Source organism: Burkholderia sp. AU27893 (assembly GCF_002223205.1).
GTDB lineage: Bacteria > Pseudomonadota > Gammaproteobacteria > Burkholderiales > Burkholderiaceae > Burkholderia.
The window spans coordinates 2,533,850-2,554,974 of record NZ_NKFD01000001.1 but is presented as its reverse complement, the minus strand read 5'-3'; the positions used below and the strand labels follow the sequence as shown (position 1 = coordinate 2,554,974).

Annotated in this window: 19 protein-coding genes and 7 tRNA genes; 17 read left to right on the top strand and 9 right to left on the bottom strand. The window is 66.6% G+C overall.

Annotation, left to right across the window (positions count from 1 at the left end; translation table 11 throughout):
- Window positions 1–38: 38 nt before the first annotated feature.
- A complete protein-coding gene (locus tag CFB47_RS12075) occupies window positions 39–716 on the top strand; it encodes a C40 family peptidase (protein ID WP_089440464.1) in 678 nt (225 codons plus the stop codon).
- A 150-nt stretch (window positions 717–866) separates the two neighbouring features.
- On the opposite strand, the gene CFB47_RS12070 is transcribed toward CFB47_RS12075, so the two are convergent.
- Window positions 867–1,781 (bottom strand): patatin-like phospholipase family protein, encoded by a 915-nt coding sequence (locus tag CFB47_RS12070; protein WP_089425949.1) that lies wholly within the window; start codon window positions 1,779–1,781, stop codon window positions 867–869.
- A gap of 279 nt (window positions 1,782–2,060) precedes the next feature.
- Here CFB47_RS12070 and gltX point away from each other — a divergent pair, with 279 nt between their 5' ends.
- The 9 genes from gltX to CFB47_RS12025 all read left to right on the top strand — a co-directional run bounded on the left by gltX (window position 2,061) and on the right by CFB47_RS12025 (window position 5,449).
- Window positions 2,061–3,470 carry a glutamate--tRNA ligase gene (gltX, locus tag CFB47_RS12065; protein ID WP_089456440.1) on the top strand — a complete coding sequence of 470 codons (1,410 nt, stop codon included), beginning with the start codon at window positions 2,061–2,063 and terminating at the stop codon, window positions 3,468–3,470.
- Window positions 3,471–3,598: 128 nt separating this feature from the next.
- Window positions 3,599–3,674: transfer RNA gene (locus tag CFB47_RS12060), tRNA-Ala, on the top strand.
- Window positions 3,675–3,812: 138 nt separating this feature from the next.
- Window positions 3,813–3,888, top strand: a tRNA-Glu gene (locus CFB47_RS12055).
- Between the two features lie 79 nt (window positions 3,889–3,967).
- Window positions 3,968–4,044: transfer RNA gene (locus CFB47_RS12050), tRNA-Asp, on the top strand.
- A 63-nt stretch (window positions 4,045–4,107) separates the two neighbouring features.
- A tRNA-Glu gene (locus tag CFB47_RS12045) sits at window positions 4,108–4,183 on the top strand.
- Between the two features lie 78 nt (window positions 4,184–4,261).
- Window positions 4,262–4,338, top strand: a tRNA-Asp gene (locus CFB47_RS12040).
- A 66-nt stretch (window positions 4,339–4,404) separates the two neighbouring features.
- Window positions 4,405–4,480 (top strand) — tRNA-Glu (locus tag CFB47_RS12035).
- A gap of 73 nt (window positions 4,481–4,553) precedes the next feature.
- Window positions 4,554–4,630: transfer RNA gene (locus CFB47_RS12030), tRNA-Asp, on the top strand.
- Window positions 4,631–4,984: 354 nt separating this feature from the next.
- Complete coding sequence (locus CFB47_RS12025) at window positions 4,985–5,449, top strand: GNAT family N-acetyltransferase (protein ID WP_027787064.1); 465 nt, start codon at window positions 4,985–4,987, stop codon at window positions 5,447–5,449.
- A gap of 26 nt (window positions 5,450–5,475) precedes the next feature.
- Here the strand turns inward: CFB47_RS12025 and CFB47_RS12020 are convergent, their stop codons facing one another.
- Window positions 5,476–6,351, bottom strand: a complete 876-nt coding sequence (locus CFB47_RS12020) for a helix-turn-helix domain-containing protein (protein ID WP_089456624.1) — start codon at window positions 6,349–6,351, stop codon at window positions 5,476–5,478.
- A gap of 258 nt (window positions 6,352–6,609) precedes the next feature.
- Here CFB47_RS12020 and CFB47_RS12015 point away from each other — a divergent pair, with 258 nt between their 5' ends.
- Window positions 6,610–7,023, top strand: coding sequence for a gamma-glutamylcyclotransferase (locus CFB47_RS12015; RefSeq protein WP_089440462.1), 414 nt, complete (start codon window positions 6,610–6,612; stop codon window positions 7,021–7,023).
- A 133-nt stretch (window positions 7,024–7,156) separates the two neighbouring features.
- Here CFB47_RS12015 and aceB read toward each other — a convergent pair whose 3' ends face one another.
- Both aceB and CFB47_RS12005 read right to left on the bottom strand, forming a co-directional pair.
- A complete protein-coding gene (gene aceB, locus CFB47_RS12010; protein WP_089440461.1) occupies window positions 7,157–8,749 on the bottom strand; it encodes a malate synthase A in 1,593 nt (530 codons plus the stop codon).
- Window positions 8,750–8,816: 67 nt separating this feature from the next.
- Entirely contained in the window at window positions 8,817–9,578 is a 762-nt protein-coding gene (locus tag CFB47_RS12005; RefSeq protein WP_039342629.1) for a haloacid dehalogenase type II, read from the bottom strand.
- A 154-nt stretch (window positions 9,579–9,732) separates the two neighbouring features.
- Between CFB47_RS12005 and CFB47_RS12000 the strand changes: the two genes are divergently transcribed.
- Window positions 9,733–10,638 carry a LysR family transcriptional regulator gene (locus CFB47_RS12000; protein WP_089461241.1) on the top strand — a complete coding sequence of 302 codons (906 nt, stop codon included), beginning with the start codon at window positions 9,733–9,735 and terminating at the stop codon, window positions 10,636–10,638.
- A 159-nt stretch (window positions 10,639–10,797) separates the two neighbouring features.
- On the top strand, window positions 10,798–11,232 hold the full coding sequence (locus CFB47_RS11995; RefSeq protein ID WP_031399397.1) for a universal stress protein: 435 nt from the start codon (window positions 10,798–10,800) through the stop codon (window positions 11,230–11,232).
- Between the two features lie 199 nt (window positions 11,233–11,431).
- Here the strand turns inward: CFB47_RS11995 and aceA are convergent, their stop codons facing one another.
- The 3 genes from aceA to CFB47_RS11980 form a co-directional block, all read right to left on the bottom strand.
- Window positions 11,432–12,739 (bottom strand): isocitrate lyase, encoded by a 1,308-nt coding sequence (gene aceA, locus CFB47_RS11990; RefSeq protein ID WP_089456438.1) that lies wholly within the window; start codon window positions 12,737–12,739, stop codon window positions 11,432–11,434.
- Window positions 12,740–13,150: 411 nt separating this feature from the next.
- On the bottom strand, window positions 13,151–14,701 hold the full coding sequence (locus tag CFB47_RS11985) for a DEAD/DEAH box helicase (protein ID WP_089440458.1): 1,551 nt from the start codon (window positions 14,699–14,701) through the stop codon (window positions 13,151–13,153).
- A gap of 358 nt (window positions 14,702–15,059) precedes the next feature.
- Window positions 15,060–15,329, bottom strand: coding sequence for an acyl-CoA-binding protein (locus CFB47_RS11980; protein WP_031399394.1), 270 nt, complete (start codon window positions 15,327–15,329; stop codon window positions 15,060–15,062).
- Window positions 15,330–15,477: 148 nt separating this feature from the next.
- Between CFB47_RS11980 and tsaB the strand changes: the two genes are divergently transcribed.
- From tsaB to CFB47_RS11960, 4 genes are read left to right on the top strand one after another with little or no spacing between them, the layout of a single operon-like run.
- Window positions 15,478–16,245, top strand: coding sequence for a tRNA (adenosine(37)-N6)-threonylcarbamoyltransferase complex dimerization subunit type 1 TsaB (tsaB, locus tag CFB47_RS11975; RefSeq protein WP_089461240.1), 768 nt, complete (start codon window positions 15,478–15,480; stop codon window positions 16,243–16,245).
- On the top strand, window positions 16,242–16,742 hold the full coding sequence (rimI, locus tag CFB47_RS11970) for a ribosomal protein S18-alanine N-acetyltransferase (protein WP_089440456.1): 501 nt from the start codon (window positions 16,242–16,244) through the stop codon (window positions 16,740–16,742). Before tsaB ends, rimI begins: the two co-directional genes overlap by 4 nt.
- Window positions 16,729–17,766, top strand: a complete 1,038-nt coding sequence (locus CFB47_RS11965; RefSeq protein ID WP_089461239.1) for a uracil-DNA glycosylase — start codon at window positions 16,729–16,731, stop codon at window positions 17,764–17,766. The genes rimI and CFB47_RS11965 overlap by 14 nt, the downstream gene beginning before the upstream one ends.
- Window positions 17,763–18,728, top strand: a complete 966-nt coding sequence (locus CFB47_RS11960) for a DUF1853 family protein (RefSeq protein ID WP_089461238.1) — start codon at window positions 17,763–17,765, stop codon at window positions 18,726–18,728. Before CFB47_RS11965 ends, CFB47_RS11960 begins: the two co-directional genes overlap by 4 nt.
- An 18-nt stretch (window positions 18,729–18,746) precedes the next feature.
- On the opposite strand, the gene thiD is transcribed toward CFB47_RS11960, so the two are convergent.
- Both thiD and lplT read right to left on the bottom strand, forming a co-directional pair.
- A complete protein-coding gene (gene thiD, locus CFB47_RS11955) occupies window positions 18,747–19,556 on the bottom strand; it encodes a bifunctional hydroxymethylpyrimidine kinase/phosphomethylpyrimidine kinase (protein ID WP_089461237.1) in 810 nt (269 codons plus the stop codon).
- Between the two features lie 58 nt (window positions 19,557–19,614).
- Window positions 19,615–20,922, bottom strand: coding sequence for a lysophospholipid transporter LplT (gene lplT / locus CFB47_RS11950; protein ID WP_089440452.1), 1,308 nt, complete (start codon window positions 20,920–20,922; stop codon window positions 19,615–19,617).
- Window positions 20,923–21,125 lie beyond the last annotated feature (203 nt).

Sequence of the window (21,125 nt, the reverse complement as noted above, 5' to 3'; positions counted from 1 at the left end):
CGCCAATCAGCTGATTTTTAAGCACATTCCATCGACCAATGCAGCATCGATCCCTGACCCAGGCATGCGCGCGCACCATCGCCGGGCTGTTCATCGGCGCCCTGTTCGCAGCAGCACCCGGCGCTTTCGCCGACGAAGTCAGCAGTTTTAACCAGAATGTCACGAATTCGACGCAGAACGCGTCGAGTGCCTCCCTCCAGCAGACCAGCGCACAGCCGTCGTCGAGCGGCGGCGCGAAGTCGTTCCTCGCGGGCATGGCCGGCAAGGCGGGCGACGTGGTCGTCGGCGCGCTGAACATGATCGGCGTGCGTTATCGCTGGGGCGGCAACTCGCCGGATTCGGGCCTCGACTGCAGCGGCTTCGTGCGCTACGTGTTCCAGGACACCCTCGGCATGTCGCTGCCGCGTCGTGCGGAAGAGATGAGCCGCGTCGGCGAGAAGGTGAGCATGAGCAACCTCAAGCCGGGCGACCTCGTGTTCTTCAACACGATGCGCCGTACGTTCTCGCACGTCGGCATCTACATCGGCGACAACAAGTTCGTGCACTCGCCGTCGACGGGCAGCACGATCCGCGTCGACGATCTCGATAGCGGCTACTGGGAAAAGCGTTTCACCGGCGCGCGCCGGCTCGAATCGGAGTTCCCGATGAAGCCGGAGGACCTGCGTCAGCGCGTGCGCGCGACGATCGGCGACGATTCGGCGAACGGCAACAACTGACGTTCGACGGCCGGTCCGGCCGGATCGAAAAAAAACCCTGTCACCGAAAGGCGGCAGGGTTTTTTGTTTTGGGGCGGCGCGAACGGCCGGCTGAAAACCGTTGCGCCGTTGGCGGGCCGGCGACGCGCGCCGGCCTGCGCGTCGCGTGCGTTACGCGGCCGCCACGCCGCGTGCAGCCGCGAGCTTGCGCTGCAGTTCCGGCATGATCCGCGCGACGGCTTCCTCGCCCGCGAGAATCGCCGCGTTGCGCTGGTTGAAGTCGCTGCCGCCCATCGCGTTGAGGTTCGGGCGGATCACGACGTCCGCGTACTTGTCGAGCTCGTAGGTCTTGATCGTCTGGCCCATGATCGTGAAGGTCTGCAGCAGCATCTCGATCGGGTTGTTGGTTGCCGCGCCGTCCGGCCGGGACGAGATGTCGACCGCGATCACGAAGCTCGCGCCCATCTTGCGCGCATACGACGCCGGCACCGGGCTCACGAGGCCGCCGTCGACATACTCGCGGTTGCCGATCTTCACCGGCTCGAACACCGACGGCACGCTGCACGATGCGCGCACCGCGAGCCCCGTGTTGCCTTGCTGGAACAGGATCGGCTGGCCGTTCTGCAGATCGGTCGCGACGATGCCGAGCGGCTTCGCCATCTTCTCGATCGGCCGGTTGTTGAGTGTCTTGTTCAGGAAGTTCTGCAGCGCCACGCCTTGCAGCAGCCCGCGCGAGCGGAACGGCAGCGCCCAGTCGCTGATCGCCGCCTGGTCCATGTCGAGCGCGATCTTGTTGATCTGAAGGGCGCTCATGCCCGATGCATAGAGTGCGCCGACCACCGAGCCCGCGCTCGTGCCCGCGACGATCTCGATCGGGATGCCGCGCGCCTCGAGCGCCTTCAGCACGCCGATGTGCGAGAAGCCGCGCGCGGCGCCGCCGCCGAGGGCGATGCCGATCTTCACCGGCTTTTCCTGTGGCAGTGCGGCGCCGGGGCGGGATTTGTCGCCGAACGACGTACAGGCGGCGAGGCTGGCGGACGCGGCGGCGATCGTGAAGTGGCGGCGCGACAGGCGAGGGGACGACATCGAATGGTTCTCCGGCGGCTTGGCGGCGGGTGTCACGGCCCGCGGCGGCGATAGGTTCCGAGCGGCCGCGCAGCGGTTCCGTGCGGCCGGCGCCGCGCCGGCTGGCGGCCGCGGCGCGCACATCATAAAGCAAGCGGCGCGCTTGGCGCGATGTCCGGCGCGAGTATAATTCCGGCTTCTTTCCCGTTCCGGGCGTCGCCGGCCCCGTTGCTGTCCGGGCTGCCGCCGTCGATCCCGCGTCGAATCATTCATGCGCCCCAGGCGTTCGAGTTACCGTTTATGACCCGTCCTGTCCGTACCCGCTTCGCGCCGAGCCCCACCGGCTTCATCCACCTCGGCAACATCCGCTCCGCACTCTATCCGTGGGCGTTCGCCCGCAAGATGAAGGGCACGTTCGTGCTGCGCATCGAGGATACCGACGTCGAGCGCTCGTCGCAGGAAGCGGTCGATGCAATTCTCGAAGGGATGCAATGGCTCGGCCTGGATTTCGACGAAGGCCCGATCTACCAGATGCAGCGGATGGACCGCTATCGCGAGGTGCTCGCGCAGATGCTCGAGAAGGGTCTCGCGTACCCGTGCTACATGTCGGCCGAGGAGCTCGACGCGCTGCGCGAACGCCAGCGCGAGGCCGGCCTGAAGCCGCGCTACGACGGCACGTGGCGTCCGGAACCCGGCAAGGTGCTGCCGGAGCCGCCGGCCGGCGTGAAGCCGGTGCTGCGTTTCCGCAATCCGTTGACCGGCACGGTCGTGTGGGACGACGCGGTGAAGGGGCGTGTCGAGATCTCGAACGAGGAGCTCGACGACCTCGTGATCGCGCGCCCGGACGGCACGCCGATCTACAACTTCTGCGTGGTGGTGGACGACATGGACATGGGCATCACGCACGTGATCCGTGGCGACGACCACGTGAACAACACGCCGCGCCAGATCAACATCCTGAATGCGCTCGGCGGCGAGCCGCCCGTCTATGCGCACCTGCCGACCGTGCTGAACGAGCAGGGCGAGAAGATGAGCAAGCGGCATGGCGCGATGAGCGTGATGGCGTATCGCGACGCGGGCTTCCTGCCTGAAGCCGTCGTCAACTATCTCGCGCGCCTCGGCTGGTCGCACGGCGACGCGGAGATCTTCTCGCGCGAGCAGTTCGTCGAATGGTTCGATCTCGAGCATCTCGGCAAATCGCCCGCGCAGTACGACCACAGCAAGCTGAGCTGGCTGAACGCGCATTACATCAAGGAAGCCGACAACGCACGCCTCGCCGAACTGGCGAAGCCGTTCCTCTCCGCCCTCGGCATCGACGATGCGGCGATCGCGACGGGCCCTGCGCTCGAAGCGGTGGTCGGGCTGATGAAGGATCGTGCGACGACGGTCAAGGAGATCGCGGAAGGCGCCGCGATGTTCTATCGTGTGCCGGCACCGGAAGCCGATGCGCTCGCGCAGCACGTGACCGATGCGGTGCGTCCGGCGCTGGCCGATCTCGTCGCCGCGCTGAAGGCGGCCGACTGGACGAAGGAGGCCGTGTCCGCCGCGCTGAAGTCGACGCTCGGCACGCACAAGCTGAAGATGCCGCAACTGGCGATGCCGGTGCGTCTGCTGGTGGCGGGTACGACGCATACGCCGTCGATCGATGCGGTGCTCGTGCTGTTCGGCCGCGATGTCGTGGTGTCGCGCATCGAGGCGGCGCTGGCCTGAGGTTCTAGGGCGAGCGAAGCTGCCCGTGCGTGACATCGCGGCAGCTTCGCAAAAAATTTCGCTCGAATCGCAAAAAGGGTATTTACAAGTTCAAAGTAGCTCCATATAATCTCATTTCTGTTCTGCAAGGGGGTATAGCTCAGCTGGGAGAGCGCTTGCATGGCATGCAAGAGGTCAGCGGTTCGATCCCGCTTACCTCCACCATCAGAACAAGCTGAGTTGATTTGCGAAGCACGGGTAGTAATAAATGCTTCACAAAATGATTTAAAGCAGTTAGAATTTCGGCCTTCGCTGTTGATTGAAAAGTGAGTAGCGAAAGTCAGACAAATCTGAACAGATTTTGTCCCCTTCGTCTAGAGGCCTAGGACATCACCCTTTCACGGTGAGTACAGGGGTTCGAATCCCCTAGGGGACGCCAAATTCAGCGGCGTTTCGTAGAAATGTCGCAACGCTTGCAGGAACGTAACCGACGTCCTGCGGGTGAGGGTAAGAAAGCTGGAGCGGTAGTTCAGTCGGTTAGAATACCGGCCTGTCACGCCGGGGGTCGCGGGTTCGAGTCCCGTCCGCTCCGCCAGAACGAAGCCCGTTCAAGACGTTTTTGAGCGGGCTTTTGTATTAAGGATGTAAGCAGTACGTTGTCCCCTTCGTCTAGAGGCCTAGGACATCACCCTTTCACGGTGAGTACAGGGGTTCGAATCCCCTAGGGGACGCCAGATTCAGCGGCGTTTCATCGAAGTGTCGCAACACCTTCAGGAACGTGACGATGTCCTGCAGGTGTGAGCAAGAAAGCTGGAGCGGTAGTTCAGTTGGTTAGAATACCGGCCTGTCACGCCGGGGGTCGCGGGTTCGAGCCCCGTCCGCTCCGCCAGAACGAAGCCCGTTCAAAGAACGATTTTTGAACGGGCTTTTGCATTAAAGATGTAAGCAGTACGTTGTCCCCTTCGTCTAGAGGCCTAGGACATCACCCTTTCACGGTGAGTACAGGGGTTCGAATCCCCTAGGGGACGCCAGATTTCGGCGTCGTTCGAACAAACGATGCGCCGGCAGGAAGTAACCGACGCCTGCCAGGCAAGTAGCAAGACTGGAGCGGTAGTTCAGTCGGTTAGAATACCGGCCTGTCACGCCGGGGGTCGCGGGTTCGAGTCCCGTCCGCTCCGCCAAAAAATGAAGAAGCCCGCCTTGTGCGGGCTTTTTCATTTGCATCGTCTGTTGCGCCCGCTTGCGGGCGCGTGACTGCGGAGTGGAGGAAGCTGCCTGCGCAGCTTCCGGCGGGACTCGAAGGGCTGCGCTTGCAAGCGCAGCCGCGGCCTGCAGGATGTAGGCGAGTCCCGTCCGCTCCGCCAAAAAATGAAGAAGCCCGCCCTGTGCGGGCTTTTTCATTTGCATCGTCCGTTGCTCCCGCTTGTGGGCGCGTAACCTCCGGTCATCCGGCGTCGAGCCGCTACGAGAAATCCGCGATTGCATCCGCACGCGACTGCGCTATCGTGGCGGGATGCGTTCTTGACCCCTGCGCGATGCTCGATCCGACCGACCTGCGACTCCTGTATCAGCTCCGGCCCGCGGAGGCTGGCGATTTTCCGTTTGCCGAGGCGCTGACGCACGGCAACATGGGCGGCTACTACAAGCGCCATGGGCTCGTGTGGCGCAGCGACCTGTTCTACGCGAGCTGGCGCGAGTCCGAGAACTTCATCCTCGAGGCCGATGGCGAGCGCATCGGCGTGCTGCGCGTGACCGAGGAAGGCGACTCGCTGCACATCCGCGACGTGCAGATCGCGGCCGGTCATCGCGGGCAGGGCGCCGGCACCTACATGCTCGACATGTCGCACCGCTGGGCGCGTGCGCGCGGGCTGCACGAACTGCAACTGCGCGTGTTCGTCGACAATCCGGCCGCGCGGCTCTACCTGCGCATGGGCTATCAGGTTGCCGGGTCGCGACTCGCGCAACTGGGCTCGATCCGCCACATGGTGCGACCGGTCTGAAGTCCTGACGACATGAAGCGACGCGTTCAGCGGGCAGCGTCGATCGCGTCGTCGTCCGGGGTTTCGTCGTCCGCGCGGCTGCCTTCCGGGCCGCGGTGCTCATAGCCGCGCAGCATGAATGCGCGCGGGCTTTCGCCGAATGCACGCCGGAACATCGCCGAAAACGCGCTCTGGCTCTGGTAGCCGAGTTCGCGCGCGATATGCGACAGCGGGCGCCCCTGGTTCAGCAGCGGAATGGCTCGCGCGAGGAGCGCCTGCTGGCGCCACTGCGAAAAGCTCACCCCCAGTTCCTGCTTGAAGAGCCGCGAAATCGTGCGCGTGCTCGCGCCGACCTCGCTGGCCCAGTGCTCGAGCGACTCCGCATGGGCCGGATGCGCGAGGACCGATTCGCACAGCATGCGCAGCCTTTTTTCGTCGGGCATCGGCACCGCGAGCGGCAGCGGCTCGGCGTGACTCAGCTCATCGAGCACGAGCCCGCACAGCAGGCGCTCGCGCGTGGTGCTCAGGTCGCGCGCGTCGAGTGCGACGATCAGTTCGCGCAGGAGCCCCGTCACTTCGACGACGCGGCACGCGTCGAGCCCGTCCGGCACGATCGACGCGTCGATATACAGCGTGCGCAAATACGCCTCTTCGACGATCACGACCTCGTGCGTCACGCTCGGCGGCACCCAGATCGCGCGGGATGGCGGCACCATCCAGGTCGTGCCGGTCGTCGCGACGCGCAACACGCCGCGCGACGCGTACGCGAGCTGCGCCCACGCATGCGTATGCAGCGGGATGCGGTGGCCGGTATCGACCTGCCGCGCGCGCACGCGCATCGGATGGACGGCGGTCGGCGCGAATTCGGGCGGAATGTCGATGACGTACGGGTTCGGTACGTCGGCTTGGAACGGCGGGTTCATGGACGATTCGGGCAGCGCGGCGGCGATGCCGTTATTGTAGAAGGCGCCGCGAAAGTGCATGCGGCGGTTTGTCGGGCGATCATGCCGCGTTCAAATGAACTTTGTGTGGGGCTCCGGCGATTTCCGGACTTCCCCGGGGCCGGGCGCGCTGGCGGGCTCGAACCATCCGGCCGGTATCGTGGTCTATCGATGCGCGGGCGATATCGCCACGCATCGCCTGCGAACACGGCACCCTACGAATCAAAGAGGAGAACCACGATGCGCTACGTATTCGTCTACGGCACCCTGAGAAACGGGGAGGCCAACGACATCGGCCACGCGGCCGCCAGGCACGGGATTGCCGCGCCGACGCTGCTCGGTGCCGCCGCGCTGCCGGGCGAACTGTACGATTTCGGTACATATCCGGGAATGATTGCCGGGTCGGCCGGCAAGTCGCTGGTGTGGGGCGACGTCTACGAGGTCGACGACCGGCTCGTTCCCGTGCTCGACGAGATCGAGCGCGTCTATCCGGGCGTCGACTCGCTGTTCAAGCCGGAAGACGTGACCGTCGAGCTCGGCGGGCGGCAGTACGCGTGCCTTTACTATCCGGTCGCCGCGCACGCGATTGCCGGGCGTCCGCGCATTGCGTCGGGCGACTGGGTTCAGCACCGGCGCGAGCGGGAAGCCGTCTGACCGGTTGCGCGGCAGCCGCGGTAGCGGCCTGCCGCAAAAAGAAAAAACGCCCCGTGGGGCGTTTTTTTGATGCCGTCATCGCATGCGACCGGCGCCGACGCAGGGCCGGCCCCGGTCGAGGCGGGCAGCGACGTCAGATTTCCTCGTACAGCGGCAGCGTCAGGAATTCGGTGAAGCCTTCCGACGTCGACATCTGCTCGAAGATCGCCGCGGCGCGCTCGTACGGCTGCGTGTTGCCGCCGACCGAGCGCTTCACGTTGTCGAGCTCGGCCTTCGAGAGTTCACGCACGAGTTCGGCGGTGACCTTGCGGCCGTCGTCGAGCACGCCCTTCGGCGAGCGGATCCATTGCCACACCTGCGAACGGGAGATTTCGGCCGTGGCCGCGTCTTCCATCAGGTTGTGGATCGGCACGCAGCCGTTGCCGTCGAGCCATGCGCCGAGGTAGTGGATGCCGACGTTGATGTTGTTGCGCAGGCCGGCTTCGGTGATCGGCGCTTCCGGCTGGAAGTCGAGCAGGTTCTTGCCTTCGACCTGCACGTCGTCGCGCTGCTTCGCGATCTGGTTCGGCTTGTCGCCGAGCACCTTCACGAACTCTTCCATCGCGATCGGCACGAGGCCCGGGTGGGCCACCCAGCCGCCGTCGTAGCCGTCGGTCGCGTCGCGCTGCTTGTCCGAGCGCACGCCGCCCATCGCCTTGTCGTTCGCTTCGGGATCGTTCTTGATCGGGATCAGCGCGCTCATCCCGCCGATCGCCGGCGCGTTGCGCTTGTGGCAGGTCTTCAGCAGCAGCAGCGCGTACGCGCGCATGAACGGCACCGTCATCGTGATCTTCGAGCGCTCGGCGAGGCAGAAGTCGCGGTCGTTCTTGAACTTCTTGATGGCCGAGAAGATGTAGTCCCAGCGGCCGGCGTTCAGGCCCGAGCTGTGTTCGCGCAGTTCGTACAGGATTTCGTCCATCTCGAACGCGGCGAGGATCGTCTCGATCAGCACCGTCGCGCGGATCGTGCCGCGCGGCACGCCGACGCCTTCCTGCGCGGCGACGAAGATGTCGTTCCACAGGCGCGCCTCGAGATGGCTTTCCATCTTCGGCAGGTAGAAGTACGGGCCCGAGCCGCGCGCGAGCAGTTCCTTCGCGTTGTGGAACAGGAACAGCGCGAAATCGAAGATGCCGCCGGACACGCGCTGGCCGTCGACCGTCACGTGCTTCTCGTCGAGGTGCCAGCCGCGCGGACGCACGATCAGCGTGGCGACCTTGTCGTTCAGCCGGTACGACTTGCCGTTCTGCTCGAGCGAGATCGTGCGGCGCACCGCGTCCTTCAGGTTGATCTGGCCGTCGATCTGGTTCGTCCAGCTCGGCGCGTTCGAATCCTCGAAGTCCGTCATGTACGAATCGGCGCCCGAGTTCAGCGCGTTGATGATCATCTTGCGCTCGACGGGGCCGGTGATCTCGACACGGCGGCATTGCAGGTCGGCCGGCAGCGGCGCGACCTTCCAGTCGCCTTCGCGGATCGCCTTCGTCTCGGCCAGGAAGTCGGGGCGCTCGCCCGCGTCGAGGCGTTTCGTGCGCTCGACGCGCGCCTGCAGCAGCGCCTGGCGGCGCGGCTCGAACGTGCGGTGCAGCGCGGCGACGAGTGCGAGCGCTTCAGGCGTCAGGATTGCTTCGTAACCCGGCTTGATTTCGCCGGTGATCGCCATGCCTTGCGGCAGCGTGATCGGGGTGCTCATGAGTCTCATCTCCTTGGTCGGTCAGTTGCGGTTTCGGTGAAGGGGGAAGGCGGCAGCGCTGCGAACGTCATGCACCCGGGCCGGGGCGCGTGCGGTTTGCGGGTCTGCCGGACGGAGCCGGGGTGGCGAGGAATGCGAGCAGGTCGGCCATGCCGGTGCCGGTGCCGTCGGGCGGCGCGCCGAGTTCCTCGGCGGGCGCGCCCGTGCGGTTGAGCCAGAACGTCGTGTAGCCGAACCAGACGGCGCCGGCGACGTCCCACGCGTTCGACGACACGAACACGATGCCGCGCCGGTTCGGTCCGAACGCGTCGGTGCCGAGCGCGTAGGCGGCCGGGCTCGGCTTGTACGCGCGCACGGTGTCGGCCGACAGCACGCGATCGAACAGCCCGGACATGCCGGCGCTCTTGATCGCGATGTCGAGCATCTGCGGCGTGCCGTTCGACAGGATCCCGAGCGGCGGGCGCGGGTCGAGCGCGCGCAGCTTGCGCAGCGCCGGCACCGTATCGGGATAGGTGGACAGGCACGCGTATTCGTCCATCAGCCGCTTCTCGGCCGCGCTGTTCAGCGCGAGCCCGAGCCGGCGCGCGGCGAACCGCAGCGCGTCGAGCGTGATGTCCCGGAACGGGCGATAGCGGGCGCCGGCCGGATCGGCGAGCGTGCGCAGTTGCGAGTATTCGATTTGCTTGCGTCGCCACAACTGCGACAACCGTTCCCCGTGACCGGGAAACATCTGTTCCGCCGCGGCCAGGACCGCACGCACGTCGAACAACGTGCCGAATGCGTCGAAGAGGATGGCGTCGGGAGAGGAGAGTGTCGTTGTGGCCGACATAGCCTTGCGCTCCAGTTTCAGAGGTCAGGTGAATTCTATTCGTGATCGTATGTGCTAAAAAAGACGCTAAACATCACTTGATCTTTTACTTTTATCTACCTAATCTTGAGCGGTTTAAGCTAGTTGAAGGGTGGCGGCGCCGCCCGTGCGAGTCATGGACCGGTTCAAGCAGATCGAAACGTTCGCCGCGGTCGCGGCAAAGGGCAGCCTGTCGGCGGCCGCGCACGCGGAAGGTGTCGCGCCGGCGATCATCGGCCGCCGGCTCGACGCGCTGGAGGAGCGGCTCGGCGTGAAGCTGCTGGTGCGCACGACGCGCAAGCTCACGCTGACGTTCGAGGGTTCGGCGTTCCTCGAGGATTGCCAACGCGTCATCAACGACATGCAGAACGCGGAGGCGAGCGTGTCCGCCGGCGGCGTCAAGGCGAGCGGCCACCTGCGCATCTCGGCGCCGGCCGGCTTCGGCCGACGGCACGTCGCGCCGCTCGTGCCCGAATTCAGCGTCGGGCATCCGGATGTATCGGTCACGCTCGACCTGTCCGACCGCATGGTCGACCTCGTCAACGAGGGGTTCGATTGCGCGGTGCGGCTCGGCGAGCTGCCCGACTCGTCGCTCGTGTCGCTGAAGCTCGGCGAGAATCGCCGCGTGTGTGTCGCTTCGCCCGCGTATTTGGCTCGACGCGGCACGCCGGTCACGCTCGCCGATCTGGCGCGGCACAACTGCCTCGCGCTCGCGGCAAACGCGAACCAGCAACGCGGCTGGACATTCCAGGAGGACGGCAAGGTCGTGTCGATCCGCGTGAACGGCACGATGGAATGCTCGGACGGCGCGGTGCTGCACGAGTGGTGCCTCGCGGGCCACGGCCTGGCGTGGCGTTCGTGGTGGGAGGTCGGCGAGGACATCGCGGCGGGCCGGCTCGTCAGCGTGCTCGACGCATTTGCGGCCCCGCCGATCGGCATTCACGCGGTGTTTCCGCAGCGCCGGCATCTGCCGTTGCGCGTGCGGCTGTTTCTCGATTACCTGAAGCACACGTACGAGCAGCCCGGATATTGGGGCGAGTAGGCCGCGCGTGCCCGCGTGTTTCCGATATGAGGGCGAACCCGCTGCGCAGCCCGGCCGCGTGCTTTCACGTCCTACAATCGAAACAGGCATGCCCCACGCGACGCAGCCGGACCGCCCGGAAGCGCGGCGCGCGGAGTGCGATTGACGAAGGAGGGCGCGATGTTCCGGCACATCCTCGTTCCAACCGACGGTTCCGAACTGTCGCAGAAGGCGATCGACGGCGCGATCGACCTGGCGCGCGCGGTCGGTGCGCGGGTCACGGCCTACGCGTGCCTGCCGCAGTATCCGTACTCGCCGTTTTCCGAAGTGATCATCGAGCCGCCCGCCGATTTCCGGGCGCGCAGTGAGCGCGAGGCGCGTGCGCACCTCGACGAGGTCGAATCGGCCGCGAAGGCGGCCGGCGTCGATTGCGACACCTGGACGAGCGTGCATCCGTCGCCGTATCTCGGCATCATCGAGGCGGCCGAACGCGGCGGCTGCGACGTGATCTTCATGGCGTCCCACGGACGCCGCGGGCTCGGCAGCTTGCTGATCGGCAGCGAGACGCAGCGCGTGCTGACCCATACGAAAATTCCGGTGATCGTGTATCGGTAGGGCGGCGCCCTGGAAAAAGGGCGCGCCGGACGGAGCCGGCGCGCGTCGTTGCTGGCGGCCCGCAGGCCGCGCGGCCGGTCGCGCGATCGGTATCGCGCGCCTGCCGTCTCCTCCCTGATTGTTGTTCGGTGGCCGATGCCGCGCCGTCGCGAGACGGGGCGGGCATCGGCATGACGCGTGGCGCGTCGTGCTTTGCGGCTTACGCGACCTTCTTGCCGTCGAAGAACTGCTCGTCTTCGGTCGAGCCGTGCAGCGCGGTGGTCGATGCTTCGCGCTCGACCGTCTGCGTCACGGCGTCGAAGTAGCCGGTGCCGACTTCGCGCTGGTGCTTGACCGCCGTGAAGCCCTTGTCCGCTGCCGCGAACTCGGCCTGCTGCAGTTCGACGAACGCGCTCATCTGCGTGCGGGCATAGCCGTGCGCGAGGTTGAACATCGAGTAGTTCAGCGCATGGAAGCCGGCCAGCGTGATGAACTGGAACTTGTAGCCCATCGCGCCGAGCTCCTTCTGGAACTTCGCGATCGTCGCGTCGTCGAGGTTCTTCTTCCAGTTGAACGACGGCGAGCAGTTGTACGACAGAAGCTTGCCAGGGAACTGCTTGTGGATCGCTTCCGCGAACTTCTTCGCGTACTCGAGATCCGGCTTGCCCGTTTCGCACCAGACCAGGTCGGCGTACGGCGCGTACGCGAGACCGCGCGAGATTGCCTGTTCGATGCCCGGCTTCGTGCGGAAGAAGCCTTCCACCGTGCGCTCGCCCGTCAGGAACGGCTTGTCGTTGTCGTCGACGTCGGACGTGATCAGGTCGGCTGCTTCCGCGTCGGTGCGGGCGACCAGCACGGTCGACGTGCCCATCACGTCGGCCGCGAGACGCGCTGCCGACAGTTTCGCGACCGCTTCACGCGTCGGCACCAGCACCTTGCCGCCCATGTGGCCGCACTTCTTCACCGAAGCGAGCTGGTCCTCGAAGTGCACGCCCGACGCGCCGGCTTCGATCATCGCCTTCATCAGTTCGAACGCGTTCAGCACGCCGCCGAAACCGGCTTCCGCATCGGCGACGATCGGTGCGAAGAAGTCGACATAGCCTTCGTCGCCCGGGTTCTTGCCCTCCGACCACTGGATCTGGTCGGCGCGCGTCAGCGTGTTGTTGATGCGCTTCACGACGAGCGGCACCGAGTTTGCCGGGTACAGCGACTGGTCCGGGTACATTTCGCCCGCGACGTTCGCGTCGCCGGCCACTTGCCAGCCGGACAGGTAGATCGCCTTCAGGCCGGCCTTCACCTGCTGCATCGCCTGGTTGCCGGTCAGTGCGCCGAGTGCGTTGACGAACGGCTCGTTGTTGACGAGGCTCCACAGTTTTTCCGCACCGCGCTTCGCGAGCGTGTGCTCGATCGGGATCGAACCACGCAGGCGGACCACGTCCTCGGCCGAGTAGCTGCGCTTGATGCCCTTCCAGCGCGGATCGGTTTCCCATTGCTGCTGCAGTTCCTGTGCCTGTTGCTGTCGCGACATGATGAGCTCCTTGATGCGGTGCGATGCCTGATGGGTTGACTCTGACGGTGTTGAGGCTGTTCTCGAAGCCGGGAGCGGTGCGTTCCGGTTCGTGAGGTCTTGTATAAGAGTCTAGGCAAATCGACTGGAGCAGGACAGGGGGCGGGCTGACGGGTGGGATAAATTTTTAGTCGTTTTAAATCAATATCTTGAAATAACAATTTCGGGATAAGAAATGCTTTTTTCCATCCCGCAATCGCCCCGGTTGTGCCGCGCAGCATGATTTTTTACGACACAAAAAAATTTTCCGCATCGTGAAATGAGAAGCGGGACGAAAAAAAACCGGCGCGGATGCGCCGGTTGGCTGGATGGGCAGGGCGGTGTTCCGCAAGTCTGCCCTTCGTGGGGCGGCCGATGGCCGCCCGTGCGTCCTTACGACGCGGAGTTGCTACGACGCGGGCCGCCGCTGCGCTGGCCGTCGCGACGCGGGCCGCCGTCACGGCTGCCGCCCGGCTTGCCGCTCCAGCCGCCGCCATTGCCGCCGCCGTAGCTGCGGCCGTTGCCGTTACCGTTGCCGCCATAACCGCCGCCCGGCTTGCCGCCGAAACGACGACCGCCATTGCCGCCGCCCGGACGGCCACGGCCGCCGGTGCCGCCGTTACGCGGGGGCGCCTTGCGCGGCTCGAAGCCTTCGATCACGTTGACGGGCAGCGGCGCGCGCACGAAACGCTCGATGCGCTTGAGCGCACCTTGCTCGGCGTGGTGCACGAGGCTCACTGCCGTGCCCGAACGGCCTGCACGGCCCGTACGGCCGATACGGTGCACGTAGTCTTCCGCGAACTTCGGCAGGTCGTAGTTGAACACGTGCGTGATGCCCGGGATGTCGATGCCGCGTGCCGCGACGTCGGTGGCCACCAGCACGCGCACACGGCGCTCGCGCAGCGCACGGATCGTGCGGTTACGCGCGCCTTGCGGCAGGTCGCCGTGCAGCGCGGCCGATTCGAAGCCTGCGTCGGCGAGACGGCCGGCGAGCTGGTCGGCGTCGATCTTGGTCGCCGTGAAGATGATCGCCTGGTCGAGCGCGCCGTCGCGCAGCAGGTGATCGAGCAGGCGATCCTTGTGGTCGCGGTCGTCGACGTAGTGCACGGTCTGCGCGATGTTCGCGCGCGACTCGAGGCGCTGCTGGATCTCGATACGTTCCGGATCCTTCAGCAGGCGGCTCGTCAGCGAACCGATCTTGCCGTCGAGCGTGGCCGAGAACAGCATCGTCTGGCGCGACTCGGGCGTGGCGGCGACGATCGTTTCGATGTCGTCGATGAAGCCCATGTCGAGCATGCGGTCGGCTTCGTCGAGCACGAGCATCTTCAGCTCGGACAGGTCGATGCGGCCGCGCTCGAGGTGGTCGAGCAGACGGCCCGGCGTGGCGACCAGGATTTCCGGGTTCTTCGCGAGCAGCATCAGCTGCTGGCCGTAGGCGACGCCGCCGAGGATGCTGACCGTGCGCAGGCGCTTCAGGTGCTTGCCGTAGGTCGTTGCGGCCGTGGTGACCTGCATCGCGAGTTCACGGGTCGGCGTCAGCACGAGCAGGCCCGGGCGCGCGACGGGTTGCGGGCGGCGCGCACGGCGGTCGCCCTGGTTCGGTTCGCGCGGCGCGCGCGGTTGCTGCGCCTGCGCTTTCTGAAGCTGCGCGAAACGTTCGATCGCGGGCAGCATGAATGCGGCGGTCTTGCCCGAACCGGTCGGGCTCGAGACCAGCAGGTCACGGCCGGCGATGCCGGCCGGAATCGCGCGCTGCTGGACCGGCGTCGGCTTCACGTAGCCGGCGGCCTGCAGCGCGGAGACGATCTCCGGCGACAACCCGAGCGACGCGAAGTTCGGCTCGTCCGACGCCGGTTCGACCGCGGCCGGTACGGCGGCGTCGTCGAGACCGAGCGCCTGGTCGGCGATCGCGTTGAGCGGGCTGGAGTTGATGCTCGAAGTCATAACAATCCTTGAAACACAGTGGGTGAAACGTCGGCGCCAATCGCGCATACCCAAGTCGTCGGATTCAGCGAGCAAATCGGGAAACGGGTGCAATCCGCCGAACCTTCGGCGGATGAGGCATTAGAAGCTGTTTTGGGTGCGGCGCGCTTCTGGAGCGAGGCCGCCAGCCTAGTTGACGACCGCAAGGGTCGAAGCAGGAGGGGACAGGTTCTAAACCGGATTGGAGCTTAACGCTACGAGGCGTCAGGCCGGAACGGCTTGCGAGCCGAGCGCGGAAGATGACGCAGGCAGCATTATAAAGAGATTTGCTGCGCTGCGCCACTGATTTGATTGCCTATTGCGGCAGGGGGCGATTCGGTCAGGAAGCCGTGCCGTTCTTCAGCGATTCGACGAGTTCGATGTACTGCTGCTTCGCCGCATCCTGCGACGTGCCCTTCAGCGCGTCCCAGGCGTCGTACTTGTATTTGCCGACGATGTCGGTGAAGCCCGGCTTGTCGCCATGGGCGTCGCCGTCGGTCGCCTGCTTGAAGAGCGCGTACAGGCGCAGCAGGGTCAGGTTGCCCGGACGTTCCGTCAGTTGCTTGACGTCGATCTGGGCCTGGTCGAATTGGGCGGTGAGGTCGCTCATCGGGTGTCTCCGTAAGGGTTTCAGGTCGGGCGATCTTAACAAGCGGACCGCCGCGCGGGGTCGAGCGATCCTTCCAAACCGCCGCCCGGTGCGGCGCGCATGCACGGATCGGGCCCGATCGCCCGTGGGAGCGGGGCGCCGCATTACAATGTCGCCCATGACGCAAACAGTGCTCCTCGCCATCGATACGTCGACCGAATACTGCTCGGTCGCGCTGCTGCGCTCGGCCCATGCCGATGACGCCGTTTCCACCCCGCAAACCTGGGTCCGCCACGAGCTGACGGGCGCCGTGTCGAGCACGCGCGTGCTGCCGGCCATCCAGGACCTTTTCGCCGAATCGGGGCTGACGCTCGCCGATTGCGACGCGATCGCGTTCGGCGCGGGCCCCGGCTCGTTCACGGGCCTGCGTACCGCGACGGGCATCACCCAGGGTCTCGCGTTCGGGCGCGGGCTGCCGGTCGTGCCGATCGGCACGCTGCTCGCGTGCGCCGAGCACGCGCGGCTGCGCGCGCCTGGCACGACCCGCGTGCTGACCGCGCTGGATGCGCGGATGGATGAAGCCTACTGGGCGGATTTCGCGTGGGACGACAGCACCGGCGACTGGCGCACGCTGCATCCGGCTTCGCTCGATGCGCCGGGCGCCGTCGGCGTGCCCGATGTGCCGTTCACGCTCGCGGGCAATGCGGCCGCCGCGTTCGGCGCGCAATTGCCGGCTGCGGCGCGCGCGGCCGTGATCGACAGCGACGCGATGCCGCACGCGCTGGCGGTCGCCCATGCCGCGCTGCGTGCGTTCCGCGCCGGCCGCGCGGTGCCGGCCGATCAGGCCGCGCCGGAGTACGTGCGCGACAAGGTCGCGCAGACCACCGCCGAGCGCGTCGCGGCGCGGGCCGCGCAGGCGGGCGGAGCGAAGGGATGACGGGCGTACTGCTGAGCGACCGCTATCTGGCGCCGATGACGGATGCCGATCTCGACGAGGTCGTCGCGATCGAGCACGTCGCGTACGAATTCCCGTGGAGCCGCGGCAACTTCGAGGATTCGTTGCGCAACGGCTATCTGGGCGTGTGCCTGCGGCACGTGACGGGTTCGCTGATCGGCTATTGCGTGCTGATGCCCGTGGTCGACGAGATGCACCTGCTGAATCTGTGCGTCGCGCCGGCCGCGCAGTGCGCGGGCGCGGGCCTGGCGCTGCTGCGCGAGGCCGTGCGCATTTCGCGCGCGGAAGGGCTCGACGGCGTGCTGCTCGAGGTGCGGCCGTCCAATCCGCGCGCGATCCATCTGTACGAGCGTTTCGGCTTCGTGACGATCGGCCGGCGCAAGAATTATTACCCGGCGAAGCATCGCAGCCGGGAGGACGCGATCGTGATGCGTCTGACGCTGAACAAGGACGAAGGGGACGCGCATGGCATGGGCTGAAGCGGCGCTCGAGGAAATGGGCCTCGCGCAGATCTGGGTGCGGCGCGGGCAAGGCGCGGGTGAAGGCACGGACGAGGGCGCGGCAGCCGAAGCGCACGCCGCCGCGCAAACCGGCGCGGTGGACGCCGCACCGGCCGCCGCGACCGGGCGACCTGCGCGGACTGCGCGTCCGCCGGTGCAGGACGACGCATCGCCGGCAGTGGCGCGGAGCGCCGATGCGTCGCCGGCTCGCACGCCGGCCGCCGCCCCGTCGCGGCGCGTCGACGGCGGCGAACGCGCGCCCGCACCGGTGACGCCGGTCGCGTCGGCCAACACGATGCCGCCGCTGGACGACATGCCGCCTGCCGGACCCGACGATTTCGCGTGGTTCGACGCGGCGCCGCCGGGCGATCCCGTGCCGATGGCCGAATCGCGTTCCGTCGGTACGCCGGTTGCCGCGCTCGACTGGGATGCGCTGGCCGCGCGCGTGGCCAACTGCACGCTGTGCGGTTTGTGCGAGAAGCGGACCAACACCGTGTTCGGCGTCGGCGACCGCGAAGCGGACTGGATGCTGATCGGCGAAGCGCCGGGCGAGAACGAGGACAAGCAGGGCGAGCCGTTCGTCGGCCAGGCCGGCAAGCTGCTCGACAACATGCTGCATTCGCTGTCGCTCAAGCGCGGCGACAACGTGTATATCGCGAACGTGATCAAGTGCCGGCCGCCCGGCAACCGTAATCCGGAGCCGGACGAGGTCGCGAGCTGCGAGCCTTATCTGCAGCGCCAGGTCGCGCTCGTGAAGCCGAAGTTGATTGTCGCGCTCGGCCGCTTCGCCGCACAGACGCTGCTGAAGACGGACGCGAGCATTGCGTCGCTGCGCGGCCGCGTGCATGCGTACGAAGGCGTGCCGGTGATCGTGACCTACCATCCTGCGTACCTGTTGCGCAGCCTGCAGGACAAGTCGAAGGCGTGGGCCGACCTGTGCCTCGCGCGCGACACGTTCCGGCGCGCAGAAGGCGGCGGCGCGAACGGGCCGGCCGGGCAATGACGACCGGCGCGGCGTGCGCATTCGTCGATACGCTGCACGACGTCGCGGTTCGGGATCTGGGCTGGCTGCTGGCCAGCCCGAGCCTGCTCACCGCGGTGCCGGACGCGCCGCTGGCGCGCCCGTGGCTAGATCCAGCCGGACAGTCGGCCGTCGAAGCATGGCTCGCCGCGCTCGATGCGCAGCCCGAGCCGCTGCATCGCGCGCTCGACGGATTCCGGCCCACCCGGCTCGGCCGTTACGCCGAATGCCTGCTCGACTATTTCCTGACGCATGGGCCGTCGCTGCGGCTCGTCGCGGCCAATCTGCCGCTGCGCAGCAACGGCAAGACGCTCGGCGAAGTCGATTTTCTCGTCGATGCACCGGACGGGCAGCGCCTGCACTGGGAACTCGCGGTGAAGTGCTACCTGTGCGCGCCGGTGCAAGCCGGTGCGTCGCTTGCCGATTTCGTCGGCCCGAACCTCGTCGACCGGTTCGACCGCAAGCGCCGCCGGTTGCTCGAGCACCAGCTGCGGCTCGGCGATCGCGACGGGTTTGCGCGCCTCGGCTACGGCGCGCCGTCCGATGCGCAGATGTTCATCAAGGGCTGGTTGTTCTATCCGCACGGCGCGCCGCTGCCGCCGGTGTCCGCGGAAATCGCGCCGGATCACCCGCACGGTTTCTGGCTCACCCACGCGCAGTGGCCGGCCTGGGCGGCCGAGCAGGGTGCCGACGTTGCATGGAGCGTGTTGCCGCGGCTTGCGTGGCTGGCGCCGCGACGGGCTGCCGCCGGTAGCGGATTCGAACCCGACATGCTGGCGGCCACGCTGGAATTGCCGCCGGTGTTGACGACGCGCGAGGCGCCTGCGCTGATCGGCATCCATGAAAAGGGTAGTGACGGCACGTGGCGCGAGACGGCGCGCGGCTTCGTCGTGCCGGACGACTGGCCGGTGCGCGCCCAGGCGTTCGCGGCGCAGGATCACTGACGCCGCGTCAGCAGGCGCTCACCACCAGCGATGGAAGTGATGGACGGGGCCGACGCCGTGACCGACGTCGAGGTGGCCGCTCGCGGCGATCGCGCCGGTCAGGTAGGTCTTGGCTTCGCGCACCGCGCTTTCGAGGTCGGGCTGCTGCGGCAGCAGTGCGGCGATCGCCGACGACAACGTACAACCCGTGCCGTGCGTATTGCTGACAGGCACGCGTGCGCCGTCGAGCCGCACGGTGCGGGTCGCTTCGACGAGCCAGTCGGGGCTCGCGGACGCGTCGGGCAGGTGGCCGCCTTTCATCAGCACGGCGCGCGCCCCCGTCTGTAACAGTGCCTGACCTTGCCGGACCATGTCGTCTTCCGTGGTTGCGGGCGCATCGTTCAGCAGCGCGGCTGCTTCGGGCAGATTCGGCGTCACGACCGTCGCGAGCGGCAGCAGCGCATCGCGCAACGCGTCGACGGCATCGGGTGCGAGCAGCGCGTGCGCGCTCTTCGAGATCATCACCGTGTCGAGCACGACGAAGCGCGGCGTGTAGCGCCGCAGCGCGTCGGCGACCGCGTGCACGATCGCCGCGTTCGCGAGCATCCCGATCTTGACCGCATCGATGCGGATGTCGCCGAACACCGCGTCGAGTTGCGCGGTCACGAACGCCGCGTCCGGCGCATGCACGCCCGTCACGCCGCGCGTGTTCTGCGCGGTCAGCGCGGTGATCACGCTCGCGCCGTACGCGCCGAGCGCGGAGAAGGTCTTCAGGTCGGCCTGGATGCCGGCGCCGCCGCCCGAATCGGAGCCGGCGATCGTCAGGAGGTTGGGTATCGGGTGCGTCATGAGGGCAACGCGCCGGTTCGAAGACCGGCGCCGGCAGACGGAAACGGGAAGTGTAGCGTCAGTGCCGCGATTCGCCGATCAGCGCGACCGAGTCGAACTGGCGCTGGTTCGCCTGGTGACGGCGCATCACGAGCCACATCGTCAGGCAGACGAATGTGCCGAACAGCACGATCACGACGCCGACCGGCACGTCGAGCCACACGAGCACCGCATACAGGCACAGCATCACGAGCACCGACAGGTTCTCGTTGAAGTTCTGCACCGCGATCGAGTGGCCGGCCGACAGCAGCACGTGGCCGCGATGCTGCAGCAGCGCGTTCATCGGAACGACGAAGTAGCCGGACAACGCGCCGACGCACATCAGGAAGATGTACGCGATGATCAGGTACACGGGCATGCGCAGGTGGCCGAAGTGCACGGCCCAGTGCGACGGGAACAGGTCGCGCGTGTAGAACGCCATCAGCATCACCGCGATGCCCATGATGATGCCGACGGGCAGCACGGTCAGCGACTTCTTCAACGGGATTCGGGCGGCGGCAGCGATTGCGCCGGCCGCGACGCCCACGGCGACCACGGCCTGCAGGATCGCGCCTTCCGACAGCGACATGCCGAGCGACACTTCAGCCCACTTCAGCACGATGAACTGCAGCGTCGCGCCCGCGCCCCAGAACAGCGTCGTGACCGCCAGCGAGATCTGGCCGAGCTTGTCGCGCCACAGCACCATGAAGCAGTCGGCGAAATCCGTGAGGAGCTTGACCGGGCCGCGTTCCTGCTTCGGGTAGCGGGCGCCCGTATCGGGGATGCGCAGGTTGAACAGCGCGGCGATCACGTAGATCGCCATGATGATCGCCATCGCCGCTTCGGCGGGCGTGCCGATCCAGGCCGGCGTGTGCGCGATCACGTGCGATGCGATGTGCGGGCTGATCAGCGCCCCGCCCAGCACGGTGCCGAGGATGATCGAGCTGACGGTCGTGCCTTCGATCCAGCCGTTCGCGGCGACCAGCCGGTCGGCCGGCAGCAGCTCGGTGAGGATGCCGTATTTCGCGGGCGAGTAGGCCGCCGCGCCGAACCCGACGATCCCGTACGCAATCAACGGATGGGCGCCGAACAGCATGATCATGCAGCCGACGACCTTGATCGAGTTGGTGATGAACATCACGCGGCCCTTCGGGCGCGAATCCGCGAAGGCGCCGACATAGGCCGCCAGCACCACATAGGACAACACGAAGAACAGCTTCAACAGCGGTGTCATCCAGTTGGGGGCGTGGAGGTCTTTCAGCAGGGCGATGGCGGCGATGAGGAGCGCATTGTCGGCCAGCGACGAGAAAAACTGCGCGGCCATGATGGTGTAAAAACCTTTTTTCATCTGATGCGATGCTTTCGTCGCTGCGGCAGGGCCGCGTAGGCCGCCTGGTATGCGATCGGCTTATTCCGTTCGAAATGGGTTGTGCGCACGGCTTTATAACATGAAAATACGCCAATTCGGACTAGCAAGATTCCCCGATCGTTCCGCAAATTGTCGGCTTCAGTGCTCAAAAGGCGCGGTAAGCTGATGATTCGCAAGCGTCT

Coding starts and splice junctions, on each gene's coding strand:
- CFB47_RS11980 (WP_031399394.1), bottom strand. CDS start 15,329: ATGAGCGACCTCACCGCCCAATTCGACCAGGCCCAGATCGACGTCAAG.
- aceA (WP_089456438.1), bottom strand. CDS start 12,739: ATGTCGCGACAGCAACAGGCACAGGAACTGCAGCAGCAATGGGAAACC.
- gltX (WP_089456440.1), top strand. CDS start 2,061: ATGACCCGTCCTGTCCGTACCCGCTTCGCGCCGAGCCCCACCGGCTTC.
- CFB47_RS11985 (WP_089440458.1), bottom strand. CDS start 14,701: ATGACTTCGAGCATCAACTCCAGCCCGCTCAACGCGATCGCCGACCAG.
- lplT (WP_089440452.1), bottom strand. CDS start 20,922: ATGAAAAAAGGTTTTTACACCATCATGGCCGCGCAGTTTTTCTCGTCG.
- CFB47_RS12025 (WP_027787064.1), top strand. CDS start 4,985: ATGCTCGATCCGACCGACCTGCGACTCCTGTATCAGCTCCGGCCCGCG.
- CFB47_RS12020 (WP_089456624.1), bottom strand. CDS start 6,351: ATGAACCCGCCGTTCCAAGCCGACGTACCGAACCCGTACGTCATCGAC.
- CFB47_RS12005 (WP_039342629.1), bottom strand. CDS start 9,578: ATGTCGGCCACAACGACACTCTCCTCTCCCGACGCCATCCTCTTCGAC.
- CFB47_RS12075 (WP_089440464.1), top strand. CDS start 39: ATGCAGCATCGATCCCTGACCCAGGCATGCGCGCGCACCATCGCCGGG.
- CFB47_RS12070 (WP_089425949.1), bottom strand. CDS start 1,781: ATGTCGTCCCCTCGCCTGTCGCGCCGCCACTTCACGATCGCCGCCGCG.
- thiD (WP_089461237.1), bottom strand. CDS start 19,556: ATGACGCACCCGATACCCAACCTCCTGACGATCGCCGGCTCCGATTCG.
- CFB47_RS12000 (WP_089461241.1), top strand. CDS start 9,733: ATGGACCGGTTCAAGCAGATCGAAACGTTCGCCGCGGTCGCGGCAAAG.
- CFB47_RS11960 (WP_089461238.1), top strand. CDS start 17,763: ATGACGACCGGCGCGGCGTGCGCATTCGTCGATACGCTGCACGACGTC.
- rimI (WP_089440456.1), top strand. CDS start 16,242: ATGACGGGCGTACTGCTGAGCGACCGCTATCTGGCGCCGATGACGGAT.
- CFB47_RS11995 (WP_031399397.1), top strand. CDS start 10,798: ATGTTCCGGCACATCCTCGTTCCAACCGACGGTTCCGAACTGTCGCAG.
- CFB47_RS11965 (WP_089461239.1), top strand. CDS start 16,729: ATGGCATGGGCTGAAGCGGCGCTCGAGGAAATGGGCCTCGCGCAGATC.
- tsaB (WP_089461240.1), top strand. CDS start 15,478: ATGTCGCCCATGACGCAAACAGTGCTCCTCGCCATCGATACGTCGACC.
- CFB47_RS12015 (WP_089440462.1), top strand. CDS start 6,610: ATGCGCTACGTATTCGTCTACGGCACCCTGAGAAACGGGGAGGCCAAC.
- aceB (WP_089440461.1), bottom strand. CDS start 8,749: ATGAGCACCCCGATCACGCTGCCGCAAGGCATGGCGATCACCGGCGAA.